Below are 13,123 nucleotides of genomic sequence, written 5' to 3'. Positions count from 1 at the left end.
TATTCCATTATTAAAGTTGTAAACAGATTTTTATTTGTTAAAAAGTCTCTTCAATAATCCTTTCTTCCGTTCCAAAACAACTGTAAATAAACTATCTGCTTGAGATCCATGGTTATGAAATTTAATCTCAGCTACTGCTCTTTTTCTGCGAAATAGATTCCAAGGAGATTTACCAGGCTTTTTGTAGTAATAGAAAATGTCAAAGTTATGTGTGATTTTATAATTGGCCATTAGCGTATCCAGGTTGGGAACATACAAACCTTCGAAATCCAGATCCGGATTATGAATTCCAAATTGTTTTGCAGGTAAAGACTGTAATTTATTTACTGCATACATAGTATCCTTTCCTTTTGTCTTAAACTCACCTTTGGTAGAAGATTTCACAGCAGAATAACTGATCAAATTACGTTTTAGATTTCCAACTTCTTTTTTCAGTAGTTGCCGGAGTTCTTCATTCATTACTAGTTTTGCATTTTTAGCATTAATCTCCGCAATTTCTGCTCTGGCTCTGTTTTTTCCTGCAGCATCTTTCCACTTTTCTATCTCCTGAAATTGCGCATGTTGGATTGCTGCAAAATCAGTTACTTTCTGGCGTTCACGTTTCCATTGGAAAAACAAGATTCCTAGTACAATCAGCAATGCTATTGGTAATAACCTCCAGATGGTTTTGATGATATTGAGATAATAGGTCATGCCGTTTCTGTTTGAGGTTCTGTTTCTGATACATCATTGGTAGCTCGAATAATTTCTTTAGTAGAAATATTGTATTTGACCCCTGTAATACCATATCGATTTTTAGTGGTCACCGCATAATTGTTTTGGAAGGTATCGTCTACTTTAATCACTTCTATATTGATTCCTGCATCGTATAAAGGAGCCGTTCCTCCACGAATGGTTTTCTGAGTAGTACGCTGAAAAATAACGATGAATATGGTATCCGGATATTGTTTTCGTAAGCGATCAAAGTCTTGTGAGGGTAATCCTGTCTTGTTCCAACTATCAATAATGATCACATCAAAGACACCAGTAGCATTTGAAATTGTTTGATATCCGTCAGGAAGTTGATCTGCTCTGGAGATACGATTCCTATTTTGTGGACTGAGATATTCATCTTTCATTCGGGTAATTAAATCAGATTTACCGCCAATCTCTAAGGTGAAAATGGCAACATTATTTCCGATCTCTGCAAAAGCATCGGCTAACTGGTATGTAAATCTAGTTTTCCCACCTCCTTGATCCCCTTCAATAGTAATGGCTAATTCAAATTTTTCTAAATCCCCTAACAATTCGCCCATCGCTCCAGGCAATCGAAAAGTTGGAGTAGCGCTGGCTATAGGTTGTTGATCAAAAGAGGTGAATAGGTAGCCTTCTCTAGGAGTTGTGATATCAAGACCGGATAGGTTTTTGTCTGGCAATGGATTGACAATCCTTTTTAGTTGGGATCTCCATTTGCGATTGATGAAAATTTTAACCTGATCCTGCAGGATCATTTCGTTATGTTGTTTGATCAGCTTGTGCTGCAATTGTTCTATATGCGTTGCATACCGATCATCTTTGGTAATTTTCTTATTGGAGACTGCTTTTTGTAGTCTAAATATGAAATCCTTTAATTCATCTTTGGATTGAACAGAGTTATGCATATTCAGGAAGGTTTTTAGAAAATCAACTGCAGCATCATTGCTATTTTTTTTTTCCTGGGATGATAAGAACAAGTTCAATTGCTCCAGATAGATATCAATGGTTTCCCATATTTCTGGTTCTTGGTGATAGAACTCTTTAGCTTCCAAAAAGAATTGATGTCCTTTTTGTAGAATATCAGGAAGATCTTTTATATCATCCTGGGAGAGTGTTTGATGATAATTGTCAAATGAAACAGCGTTTTTTCTCATTAGACAATGCTAGGTTAAAATGTTTTTATGCTTTCCTGATAGTTCGGGATAGGTTACAATGTGTTATGATTTCAAAAATAAAAGTTGAAGCTTCAATGCTTTTGATTGTAAGATGAACATATTGTGATCGGTATTCTTTACAGGGTTTTGGTTTTGAGATATCCCTTTTAAAAGTTGTATGCCAACCATTTTCACAACAGGAACACTCACTGCATTTCCGATCAACTGGTATCTTCTACTATCACTCAATTCTATTTCTTTACCATCACGAATACCATATTTTGTCCAATGATCAGGAAAACCCTGCAAGCGTTCACATTCTAAAGTAGTCAATTTACGAACACAATGTAAATTAGTGATTAGATTATCTTGATGTCCTTGCGACAGGATTGCGCTTGTTTTCCCATCAGCACGAGGCACCAATTGTTTTTCTTTAAAAGGAGCATAATCTTTTCCTTTTTTCTGATGATTTTTTCGAATGCTTTTTGCTTTTTCAGTGCGTTCAGATTTTAATGGTATCCAATTATTATAAAACAGATTGTCTTCAGGAACACCCGTTAGGCAATTGGTGTTTCCATCTTTTCGGAATTCTACTTTTGATCCACTTTTTACATTTCTACCGCCTCTGATGGTTAAGATATAGGGATTGTCTTTTACATAAGAGTCACCTACTTTGGTATGTATTGTTGAAGAAATGTTGGCTTCCGAGAGTTTTCTTCGAGTGCAATTTTCAGTCTTTTGACAGCTTTCTCCGATAGGAAATACTTGGGGTCTGGTTGTTCCTCTAAGTGATCCGACAAGGTAGATCCGCTCTCTATTCTGGGGGAGAAACCAGGAAGTATTAAGCAATTGCCATTGGATGTCATATATCCCAAGGTTGGCAAACGATCTAAGTACGATTTCAAAGTCTTTGCCTTGGTTACTGGAGAAAAGTCCTTTGACGTTTTCAAAGATAAACAGACGGGGTTTATGAAGGTCGAGGATTCTAATTGCTTCAAAAAAGAGTCTGCTCTTACTTCCTTTGATACCTTTCCGTTTTCCAGCCATCGAAAGATCCTGGCATGGGGAACCGAAGGTGATGATATCTGGTTTTTGGATGGTTCCTTTTTTGATGTTTTCGATTGGTCCGACATAAGTAGCATTTTTAAAGTTATATGAATAATTGGCGATAGCAAAAGGATCAATTTCACTGAAGTAGTGTTTTTTGAATTTGAAACCACCTTCTATGAGTCCTTTAGGAAATCCACCTATCCCGGAAAACAGGTCCAGCAATACGGGTTTCTTCATAGTTTCCCTTCTTCAGCAAATGAGTAAAAGCTCTCCTTGGTAATAATGATATGATCCAATAATTGGATGTCTAATAACTCTCCAGCTTTTTTAATCTTAGAGGTTATACCGATATCGGATGAACTTGGTCTTAAGGCTCCGGATGGATGATTGTGTGCTATGATAATACTGGTTGCTAAACTTTTTAATGCAACGGAGAATAGAATTCTTAGATCAACAAGGCTTCCTTTGATACCACCAACGGAATGGGTGTGATATCCTAGTACTTTATAACTATTGTCCAAATACAAAACAAAAAATTGCTCTCTAACTTCGATTGTGTTTTTTGTATAAAATTTGGAGATAGTGTTAGCTACATCCCTTGCAGAACCTATTTTTCCGGTAACCTTTCTTCTTCTAGAAAAAGTAATGTTAATCTCGGGAATAGGAGTAGTGTTAGCAGATCCTTTTAAACCATTTAATCCACTGATGGTATAAGAAGGAGCTTTTGAAGTTGCTCCAAGTACATGCTTCTTTGATTTTAATTCTTTGGATGCTCTTTTGATCGCATCCGTCCATTTCTCTCCTTTTTTTCGGATTTGTTTGGCTCGTTTGCTGATGTGAGCAACAGTGTTTTTTCTCTTGATCATTACTTTAGAATATCTGGAGGTAATGATATAGAATCACTAGGAGTTAGTTTCGGGTTGAGTTCTCATAATACTTAAAAAAGATAAATAGCTTCCTGTATTATGTTTATACCAGCTTTATATCTTCCTTAAATATTATTTTGTTTTAAGGTTCCCCCAACCTTTCAAACAAAAAACGCACCACTTCTGGTCTCAGAAGCTTGGTACTTTTTTTATATCCAAATTTCTCTAACTCTTCCAAATAGGTATGTATCCAAGAAGAGAAGGTTTTGGTGCATACATTGTATAATGCAGCTAGTTCATATTTATAATAAGCTCTTAGCTTAACCGGTTCCTCTCCTTCAAAATAGATTCCTTTTTGTCGTATAGATTTCATACTACTTTGCTAAGTTTTTATTTGCGAAAGAATCATACCCTTCTTTTCCGTCCCATAGGGATTCCAAAGATTCGGTATCATCATCTACTTCATAGATAATCGGTTGTGGATTTTCTAAAACATAAGGAGCTCCGAAACTATCAATTGCTACTCCATATTGAGATGATAACTTTTCCAACGCTTTTATAAAAGCTCTGCATCGTTTTCTTTTATCCTTTTGAAGTTTTGTGTTCCACTTCATATCATTCATTTTTCTTCTTGTGATATTAATTCTTCACCCAAACAAGTTCCTATAAAACCACCTATTAGTACAAAAGGATAGGTTTCCTTTGGAGCATATTTTTTAGCTACTATAAACCCCAACATACTCCCAATGAGAACCCAACCGGCTTTCTGTGTATTTTTTGAAACTTTCATACGCTCATTCTGGTAATTGCTAATAATCCACCGGCAGCTATCAAAGATCCCCAAGCTGCTAATTGCAATCGTCTTCTTCGTTCATCTCTAAAATCTACTAATGTCACTGTAAAGTAATTTCCATATCGTTTTCTATGTTCATTAGAAAGTTTTAGAAAACGATCAAAATCATTGGCATTGGCAAACACCAAACACCCAGCGGAAAAGTCATCAATCACTTTGGTAGTTCCTTGTTTTCTGGCTCGATGAATATTGATTCCAAATTTTCCTGTATCCTGAAATCCAGATTCGAACCATTTAAACAATCCTTTTCGCTCATAGTTTCGAATAACACTTACCGGAGCTTTTTGTATAAGAGCTTGATAAATACCTCTATGCAATCCTAAACTATAGGCATCTATATATTGTCCTTTTTTTAAAAAAGCGGTTCCTTGAGAATGCATAGGATTGTCTAACCAATATTGCCCTGGATCCGTAGTTGCTTTAAACATATGATATACCCATTTCCCTTTATCATTAGTATAAAAAACGTGTATCTCATCGTCAAAACGATTACTATGTATAAAACGACTGCGATACCCCACGATATTGAGTTTATAAGGCTGTCTATAAACCTTATATCCTTTACTTCGTAATATTTGCAAACTCTTTCCAAGCATTTACTTTAATGTTACATTTTGATATTAATTGTTACCAATGAAATCAGATACTACCCAGATTTGTTTTTTCAATCTTCGTTTTCGATACACACCATCACCTTCACGAGAGCCATTATCGTTTGTATTACCTTCTACGGTTACAATCCATTTATCTCCCCACTGATCTACAAATCCGATATGTGCCGGACGATTCAATTTGTGATACCAGATTAAAAATACATCGCCTTGTTGTGGCTTACTCTTACTAAACTTTCCTCTTTGATAAATGCGTTTACGCTCTAATGCATAACTCGGTACCCAACCATTAAGTGGCGTTTGAATACCTGTATTCTGATAAACCCAAGAAACAAAAGCTGCACACCAGGCATATCCAGGACCTAAATCCACACTCTCTAAATACATCTCTACCTGAGGTCCTCGATTAGAACCTCCAGTTTCTCGAACCCCAACTTGGGAATCGTATAGTTCTTTTACACATTGTCTAGTGTATTGCTCATCTTTATGGTTGCCTCTATGGCTCATAGAGCCCTGGCCAGTAAGGCTACTGCAAATAAGAAAGCAAAGAATATAAAGGTTGATAGTTTTAGTTTCTGCCATGGTGTAACGGTGTTAAAGTCATTTCTGAAATGATGGTCGAGATAATCTTCGGAAGTAGGCCAGATGAGTTTCATCAAGATCCGTACAATTCCGTGTAGAATAAAAATCCCAATAATGGCAAATAGATATACCTGAAATACACCCGCATCATACGTCCCTGCAGTAGGATCTATCCAACGAAGGAAAACCGCACTATGAATCCAAAGAATTAGCCCAACCGCTAATGAGGATAATTCCCGCCATACTTTAAAGTAGCTCCAAAGAGGTTCGAACTTATCAAAAATCGGTTGTAACCATTTTATTATTTTTTTCATTTCTGTTAGTTTTTAAAGCTTTGTTTTATCTGGTTGATTTATGATTAATCTGTCAATGGCAGTCAAAAGGAGGATAGGTTTCTGGTAGGAGCGAAGACGGTTTCTCCAGATTGAGTTAGAATTCTGGTGACTCCATTTTCCATACCTGTGATATATCCTACTACCGTATTAGGAGTTAATTCAGGAACTATAAAAGATCCATCAGTAGACTTTAGTAGGGTAGGTTTAACTGCGATAGCCAAGTTCCACTCATTATTGACTTGATTTGCATTGTTATCAAAAGAGCCAATGGCTCCACCGAGTCCTGGTATGAACCATATTCCGCGAGCATTTTGTTTGAGTCCCATACGCCTGAACTCTGATCTTATTTTTACCTTCTCAAGTTCTTTTTGTTTGAATGCCACACTTAATAAGGCGTTGACTAAAGAAGTGACCCTAATCCCTGCGATTCGTACTCCCTGAAAAAAAGTACTCACTGATTGATATTGGGGTACAGAATTTATTTTCTTCAATCCACCAAGTACTCCAAACAGATTTCTTTTATTGGCAGCATCTATAATTTCTTTTGAGATCGATGCAGCATCGAATCCTGATGTTGTAGTTTTGCCTACTAAAGTGGTAAAAATACTTTGCGTAATTGCCGAAGGAAAACCGGCTGCTCTAAGTGCTCGTTCTGTTCCTTTACCGAAAATTCCGTCCACACGACCATTTCTAAAACTAGTCTCTTTGATGATCATAGCGGCTTGTCCTCCTTTTGCCAGGAGTGCATTTTGTATCATCACTACTAATGAACCTCTGGCACCTCTTTTCACTGGAAAGTTGCCAACGGCAGCCACTGGTAAATTTGGTGTTGTTACAATGTCTTCGGAAGGAATTGTAATTGGATTATTAGTAAAGCTTCGTCTTACAGCAGCTTTATTTCTAAAATGGTTATAAGCTAGGTATCCTAAACCTAATGCCACACCGCTACCAAGTCCAATTATCAAAATCTGTTTTTGTGATAATGGCTTTTTTTTCTTTCGGGTCCTACTTTTTATAATTTGTTGCATCTTTTTATCTTTTTGAATTAATAATTTCATTGGCAATAGCGAACTCCTCTGTAGTAAGTTCACTTTGCAAGTCAGCTGCAAGATTTATACCTTCCAGATCTCGATAAGCGCGCTGTACTTTTCGCATCATACTAGCCGATGGGATTTGCTCTAAGGTTCTGAATAAAGCCTCTTCATCTGTTCCCCAACCAAAAGCGTTGTCATTTTCAAAAGCCATGACCAATCGAATGGCAAAATTGGCAGGATTACCTTCATTGAGGGCTTGTCCCTCACGAATATCCCTTTTGAATTTCCGTACTAATGCTCGAATTCCAAAAAAGCCGACAGCGCCTAATCCTGTAGCTAGTAGTACAGAAATAGCAGTACTACCGATACTAACCTTTGATCTTTGCTTTATTGCTTGCATAGCCAGTACTGTAGGGAGCGCCATCGGTTATACTCTTTTAATTTTAATTTTTACCAGATTTCGGATAAAAGCATCATTTAGAAATAGATGTTCCATCTTGATAATCCCTTTAGCTCCAAAATGTCTATTCATGGTTTCAAAAGCCTTTTTCACTTGATGTGCTTCTGTTTTATCTTTGACAGCTATGTTTACTGTGATTTGTGATTCCATAATTTCTCGTTTTAGCTTATTTAGTATTAAGTAATTAGTACATAGTATCTAATTATATCAGTACTTTATACTTTTTCACTTTGTCCTTTTTTCTTTTGTAATTGATTTAAATAGTATTCTATTTTTTGGAGAATCCCCTGATCATCTTTTAGCTGATCTCCTAACTGAAACATCAGTTGAACAACTTGTTCAAACTGCTCTTCAGTAAACACTTCATTGAGATGATTTAGAATTTGGAGTAAGTAATCCTTATCTTCTCCATTATCTAAATTTTCATCTGCCACATTGTGGCTGAGACCTAAATTCCCAAGTGTTCCTGCGATCCCTTTCATTTGATTTGGGTATTGTTTGGCTAATCCTGAAATGGCGCCTGGAAGAAGAGCTTTTCCTAATTCTACTAATCCTAACTTTTTAACCAAGGTTTCAATTTCTTCTTGTTTGGTTTCGGTTTCTTTCTTGGATTCACTGAGATCTTTTTCTAGTTTTTCTATCTCCTTTTTATTTTTTGCAAAAGCCTCTTTGAGTTCTTCAAAATCTCGTTTTTGAAGTTCTTCCTGAAGCATACTATGCACCTTATGATGTACTCCGTTTAAGGTTTCCTGACTGTTTTTAGAAACTTCTTCGAGCTTCTCCTGAAGCTTTCGATTCTCTATGGATAATCGCTGAATAGTAAGCCTGTTTTCTACCTCAGTACCTCCCTGACGAGATGTACTTGTCACAGGTAATTGTCTCACTGTATCTTTTTCAGAAGTTGTTTTCAAAACTTCAAGTTTGGACTGCCCCTGTTGCATTTTATATTTTACATAGGCACTCTCACTGGTGAATCCCAATCGATCCATTTCTGCATACTGTTCCTCGTTCAACCGCACTGATCCGGGTTTTCTATTCCTTGCTTCCATCATCCTTTGTTTTTAGTATCACTTGTAAAAAGCGAATGGTGCGCTGGTATTTGCGCGTATTGATGATCTCTATCCGATCTCCATGCTCATGCGCATTCTCAACAATTCCCTGCGTGTACCAGTTATCATAGCGCCCATAGTCTGATTTTACAATCAATCCCCAAGCGATATAAGTCACTAGCCAGAGTTCATTATTCGCCTGAAACTTCAGCACCCCCATAGGGGGTATAGTAAAGTCCCTATGAATAATCCTATAGTTTTCATGTCCTCGCTCTTTAGCTCTTCTGTCTGCATACTGCAGTGCAAATTCCTCACGCATCACACATTGTTAATTTTATTATCTCACACCCATAGGGCGATCTATTATTTCACTCTTATGCACGCATTGCGTGATTTATGTATTTATTCTAGCGGAGATGATTGATTAGTAATCCCTTTTATAAAGTTTCTCTGGTAACTCTTCGATTAATAGCCATACGGTTACTTCGTATGGATATGTTGCTTGTCCTTCATCCTGATAGAAAGTGGTGATGTAATCGGTATCACCTTGTTCATCTATAGGTAGTAATTGTTCTTTCTTGGGTACATCTGATACTTGTAATTGCATATCAGCAGTGAGTTCCTTTTCAATAACATTTGAGAATATATCTTCTGAATGTAGTTGTTGTTCTTTATAGAAAACCCCTCTTTTCTGAAATAATGATAATGTTCCTAATAGCATATTTTAAAATTTTGACTAGGTGTATTCTTCGAAGGTTATAAAAGTAGTTCCTGTATGAATTCCGCTCCATAAAAAGAAAAGATCTGGATTGCATTGCCCTTCAAATTGAAGATTTAGTTCTTTGTAATCTTCCAATGGTTCTAAAAAACCATCTCCCTGATAGAATGGAAGTCTATCGGTAGCAGGATGTGCAAAATACCACCATCCTTCAGTTTGCGGTGCCACAAAAATATCAGGTGGATAGATGCCATTGTATTCGATACCATCGCTTAATTGAAGAAAACTATTGTTTTCCATTTTAGAATCTGTAATTCCGAAATAATACCTGGGAATAATTGGTAAATCGCTACATTTATTTTCTAGTTTAGAAGTAACTAGAAGTGCCTGTACCTTTGAAGTAGCGAATGGAAGTTTTGCCCCTGCGTTCAAAAATTGGTTTTCCCTTTGGATTGTAAATTTTATTGGGACAAACTTCCTCCGCACTATAGTGGCATTGCCACCTTTATTTTTTTCTTTTACTATGCACTTCAAAACGATCAGTTTCTTAAAATATTCTTCATACTATTTTTAATGCCAATTATTGGCTAGCTAAATGCGATCTATGACCGCTCTTGGATTAGGATGACAAGGGTTACTGTGTATCCTCTTTCAAAAGCTGCGGTACTATGATCTTTATCTTCAAATCGAATTTTTACAGAAAGATCTCCGGGCAATACATCTCCTAATTCAAAAAAGCGTTCTCTTGGAGCTACACTTAAGGAGGACATCAAAATTTTACTCTCAAATCCATCGGGAAAGAGTTCTTCCCCACCAATTTCAATACGTTGTTTCCCTCTGTAGTACAAGCGATCTGGATAATCGGATATCAATTGAATTCCTTTGACACATTTTGTGTGTTTTGGAAGTTCAAAATTATCAACGGTAATCAGCCCATTCTGCTTTTCCACTTTAAAGGAAAATACAACTCTTGTTTCCTTTGTGTTTTCTTTTTCTGCTAAGTTCATCTAACAAGTATTACACATTCAATCTATTTTAAATGTCGATTATCGACCGACCTAGGCTGGGACGGTTGCTGTTCCTGCAAGTACTACTTTGATCAATGCTTTTTCCGGAGCATCATCACCTAATTCGATATTGAATTCAAATTCCTCATCATCCCGAATAAAGCGTGGACTTTCTAAAAAGTAGGTGCCTAGATTGAGCATGGTGTTTCCATCTGTGGCAAATTCCTGCATAGGACGCTCATCGATAATGATCTTCTTATTGGCAATCAATGAGAATACACCATTCTGTAACCCACCGACTTTTTTGATACTATCAAAATTGGTTTGTTTAATGACTCTTTTAAGTTCAGAATCACTTCCTGGAAGATCTCCTTCTATTTCTGCAGCCAACAAGATGATCCTGTTGCAAAGGAAAAGGCGATCTTTCTGAAGCTTTGCTTGTGTCACATTGGTAATACCAATCTCTTTAGCATCCTGGGTTTCGAACATATCAATATTGGCTTTGTTTCCTGCAAACTTGATTGCATAGTATGCCGTATCGGCTAATTGTAATCTTCCTTCTTTAATACCTGTAGCAACATTGACCATTGCAGGATCATATTTCTTTGCCTGATCTCTTAGTGAGATATGAGCATTCACAATTTCTAAGAATTGTGATCTTGAACTTTTTTTCATTGTATTCATCATATTAGTATTTGAGTTTTTTAGTATTGAGAGGTGAGTTTGTTTTGTTGGAATAGATAAGTATTTGATTATTCAAATGCTCACTTACTCACAGGCGCATCGCTATGCCACTGCATTGAGTTCTGTAATATCTTCGGCTCCGTTTAGCTGCATCATATCTATTCCGTTTATATCCTCGCTGATCATATCTCCATCAAATCCATTGGCAAAATCCTGCTGAATATCAATTGTAGGTAATTGTTCTCCGTTTTCGATTTTTCGGATGATTTCGTCTACTTCACTAGTGTCAAAATCACCAGTATCAGCAACCTCAGATCCCATAAAAACTAAGGGGCGATCTTCAATATTTCCGAGTGCCAGTTTCTGTGCTAGGGAAGGGGAGAGTTTATCGAGAAATAGCTTTTTACCAATTGCTTTGAGTGAAGTAACGGTTCTGTCTTTGGCATCATCGAGATTGTCTTTAATTCCATCGACTCCATTTGTAGTTTGTGGTTTTGTTCCAAATCCGTTTGAAAATGCCATTCCCACCCCAGCAGAAGTGATCCAGTCTTTACCATAGTAGGCTCCCCCGAAAATAGTCAGTGCACCCAATGCGAGGGAGTACCTTCCTACAGCTGATCCTGCGATCATTCCTAATACGCCTGTGCTGAGATGTTTTCCAACGTCCAGAAGACTATCTTTTGTATTTGCTTTTGTGTTCATAATAATTCTTGATTTCTGTTTTTACAATAATACTTTTGGTACAAGTTTCTCTGGAGCTTTTCTGGTTGTATTCTTTTTTCTACCTCTCCGAGTTCCGGTGCCTTTAGTAAATCTTCCTAATGCATCTCTTGATGTCGTTTTTTGTTTACCTCTCTGTGATCGTCTTTTTGGAGTTCCAGAAATAGTTCTGATGGTTTTCTTTTTACCAGATCGCATAGCAATGGCGATTCCTGTTCCAACCACTAATACTCCGGCTCCAATCAGAATGGGAGTTTTATGTTTTTTTAAAAAACTTTCTTTTACGGAAGTATTGATATTATTGTTTTGTGGTATTGCTTGATTTTGAGTTATGGCTTGAGGGTTTACCGGACGTCCTGGAAAAGAAGGTGCAAAGTTCTGTACAGGGAACTGTTGCTGTCTGGGATCTCCAAATTTAATAGGAGGTAATTGTTTTGGCTTTTTAAATAAACTTTCTGCTTGTTCTTTTACCTGTTTTCCTTTGGTGAATATATTTCCAATCTTACCTACTAGTGCTGCTACACCTGCCACAGCACTGGTTGCTGCAGCAATAGATGCACTAGTTGCTACAGCTCCCAATCCTTCTATTTGTATTTCATTATTGATAAAAGCTTCTACCACATCTGGATCAGACTCCACCACAAATTTTTCAAAGGGATCATTGAACATATCAGGTTCCTCATCATCAAAGGGATTCCCTAAAGCGTATCCGCTAAGGGGTACTTGCTTGTCTTTATTCCCTTTTCCTTTCAGAATAGCTTTCTTAAGATTCTTGACTTTACCGCCAGCCATATCATAAATCTTCTCCGCTTTGGAAACTGCTTTTCGCATCTTGGCAAACTTGCGCATATCACCACCACGTTTTCTGGCTTCAGCCTCACTGAGATATCCAAAACGTAATTTCTCTGCTACCTTGAACATATTGATCTTCATTGCTAACAAAAATCCGTTTCTAAGCAAGATCGTAGCTGGATTTAAAAAACGGTTAAAGGTTTTTACTACGGGTTTTACCACTTTCTTACCAAACTTCTTTAGGCCTTTGCCTATCTTTTTAAAGAAACCTCCGAGTCCATCGATCACATAAATATTCTCATCCAGATCGGCATACATAACTACATTGCCCTGCTCATCCAATATCTCATAAGCAATTTCCGGGGAATCAGAGACTCCATTTAGTATCTCACTCATGCTCTGAGAATCTGTGATATCCAATGCATCAAGTCCTGTGGCATCGAAGCCGTCTAATCGGTGTAATTCCATATCAT

At 37.1% G+C, this 13,123-nt stretch carries 21 protein-coding genes; all 21 read right to left on the bottom strand.

The window, feature by feature from the left end; translation table 11 throughout:
- Positions 1-30 precede the first annotated feature (30 nt).
- Entirely contained in the window at positions 31-693 is a 663-nt protein-coding gene (locus NMK29_RS17540; protein WP_108802169.1) for a hypothetical protein, read from the bottom strand.
- The gene (locus NMK29_RS17535) at positions 690-1,889 is read right to left on the bottom strand and encodes an antirestriction protein (RefSeq protein WP_108802168.1); all 1,200 of its coding nucleotides are present in this window, start codon (positions 1,887-1,889) and stop codon (positions 690-692) included. The genes NMK29_RS17540 and NMK29_RS17535 overlap by 4 nt, the downstream gene beginning before the upstream one ends.
- A gap of 63 nt (positions 1,890-1,952) precedes the next feature.
- Positions 1,953-3,176, bottom strand: a complete 1,224-nt coding sequence (locus tag NMK29_RS17530; RefSeq protein WP_108802167.1) for a DNA cytosine methyltransferase — start codon at positions 3,174-3,176, stop codon at positions 1,953-1,955.
- Positions 3,173-3,805: a RadC family protein gene (locus NMK29_RS17525; protein ID WP_108802166.1), complete on the bottom strand. Its 633-nt coding sequence runs from the start codon at positions 3,803-3,805 to the stop codon at positions 3,173-3,175. Before NMK29_RS17525 ends, NMK29_RS17530 begins: the two co-directional genes overlap by 4 nt.
- A 142-nt stretch (positions 3,806-3,947) precedes the next feature.
- Positions 3,948-4,178 (bottom strand): DUF4248 domain-containing protein, encoded by a 231-nt coding sequence (locus tag NMK29_RS17520; protein WP_108802165.1) that lies wholly within the window; start codon positions 4,176-4,178, stop codon positions 3,948-3,950.
- Between the two features lies 1 nt (position 4,179).
- Positions 4,180-4,419 carry a hypothetical protein gene (locus NMK29_RS17515; RefSeq protein WP_159092116.1) on the bottom strand — a complete coding sequence of 80 codons (240 nt, stop codon included), beginning with the start codon at positions 4,417-4,419 and terminating at the stop codon, positions 4,180-4,182.
- Positions 4,420-4,424: 5 nt separating this feature from the next.
- Positions 4,425-4,595: a hypothetical protein gene (locus NMK29_RS17510; RefSeq protein ID WP_199915025.1), complete on the bottom strand. Its 171-nt coding sequence runs from the start codon at positions 4,593-4,595 to the stop codon at positions 4,425-4,427.
- Entirely contained in the window at positions 4,592-5,254 is a 663-nt protein-coding gene (locus NMK29_RS17505; RefSeq protein ID WP_108802163.1) for a hypothetical protein, read from the bottom strand. Before NMK29_RS17505 ends, NMK29_RS17510 begins: the two co-directional genes overlap by 4 nt.
- A gap of 24 nt (positions 5,255-5,278) precedes the next feature.
- Positions 5,279-5,776 (bottom strand): CHAP domain-containing protein, encoded by a 498-nt coding sequence (locus NMK29_RS17500; RefSeq protein ID WP_234424216.1) that lies wholly within the window; start codon positions 5,774-5,776, stop codon positions 5,279-5,281.
- Complete coding sequence (locus NMK29_RS17495) at positions 5,773-6,165, bottom strand: hypothetical protein (protein WP_108802161.1); 393 nt, start codon at positions 6,163-6,165, stop codon at positions 5,773-5,775. The genes NMK29_RS17500 and NMK29_RS17495 overlap by 4 nt, the downstream gene beginning before the upstream one ends.
- A gap of 62 nt (positions 6,166-6,227) precedes the next feature.
- Complete coding sequence (locus tag NMK29_RS17490; protein WP_159092115.1) at positions 6,228-7,214, bottom strand: peptidoglycan-binding protein; 987 nt, start codon at positions 7,212-7,214, stop codon at positions 6,228-6,230.
- Positions 7,215-7,218: 4 nt separating this feature from the next.
- A complete protein-coding gene (locus NMK29_RS17485; RefSeq protein ID WP_108802159.1) occupies positions 7,219-7,644 on the bottom strand; it encodes a hypothetical protein in 426 nt (141 codons plus the stop codon).
- 3 nt (positions 7,645-7,647) lie between these two features.
- Positions 7,648-7,830 (bottom strand): hypothetical protein, encoded by a 183-nt coding sequence (locus NMK29_RS17480; protein WP_108802158.1) that lies wholly within the window; start codon positions 7,828-7,830, stop codon positions 7,648-7,650.
- Between the two features lie 65 nt (positions 7,831-7,895).
- The gene (locus NMK29_RS17475) at positions 7,896-8,729 is read right to left on the bottom strand and encodes a hypothetical protein (protein ID WP_159092114.1); all 834 of its coding nucleotides are present in this window, start codon (positions 8,727-8,729) and stop codon (positions 7,896-7,898) included.
- A complete protein-coding gene (locus NMK29_RS17470) occupies positions 8,713-9,048 on the bottom strand; it encodes a hypothetical protein (RefSeq protein WP_108802156.1) in 336 nt (111 codons plus the stop codon). Before NMK29_RS17470 ends, NMK29_RS17475 begins: the two co-directional genes overlap by 17 nt.
- 105 nt (positions 9,049-9,153) lie before the next feature.
- Positions 9,154-9,450, bottom strand: coding sequence for a hypothetical protein (locus tag NMK29_RS17465; RefSeq protein ID WP_108802155.1), 297 nt, complete (start codon positions 9,448-9,450; stop codon positions 9,154-9,156).
- A gap of 15 nt (positions 9,451-9,465) precedes the next feature.
- Positions 9,466-9,879 carry a hypothetical protein gene (locus NMK29_RS17460; protein ID WP_108802154.1) on the bottom strand — a complete coding sequence of 138 codons (414 nt, stop codon included), beginning with the start codon at positions 9,877-9,879 and terminating at the stop codon, positions 9,466-9,468.
- A 170-nt stretch (positions 9,880-10,049) separates the two neighbouring features.
- The gene (locus NMK29_RS17455; protein ID WP_108802153.1) at positions 10,050-10,454 is read right to left on the bottom strand and encodes a hypothetical protein; all 405 of its coding nucleotides are present in this window, start codon (positions 10,452-10,454) and stop codon (positions 10,050-10,052) included.
- Between the two features lie 51 nt (positions 10,455-10,505).
- Positions 10,506-11,129 (bottom strand): hypothetical protein, encoded by a 624-nt coding sequence (locus NMK29_RS17450; RefSeq protein WP_234424215.1) that lies wholly within the window; start codon positions 11,127-11,129, stop codon positions 10,506-10,508.
- A 111-nt stretch (positions 11,130-11,240) separates the two neighbouring features.
- Entirely contained in the window at positions 11,241-11,729 is a 489-nt protein-coding gene (locus tag NMK29_RS17445) for a hypothetical protein (protein ID WP_234424214.1), read from the bottom strand.
- A gap of 132 nt (positions 11,730-11,861) precedes the next feature.
- On the bottom strand, positions 11,862-13,118 hold the full coding sequence (locus NMK29_RS17440; RefSeq protein ID WP_108802150.1) for a hypothetical protein: 1,257 nt from the start codon (positions 13,116-13,118) through the stop codon (positions 11,862-11,864).
- Between the last annotated feature and the right edge of the window lie 5 nt (positions 13,119-13,123).

Origin of the sequence: Aquimarina sp. Aq107 (assembly GCF_943733665.1) — a bacterium.
GTDB lineage: Bacteria > Bacteroidota > Bacteroidia > Flavobacteriales > Flavobacteriaceae > Aquimarina.
The sequence above is the reverse complement of the archived record's forward strand: the minus strand, read 5'-3'. Positions and strand labels throughout refer to the sequence as shown.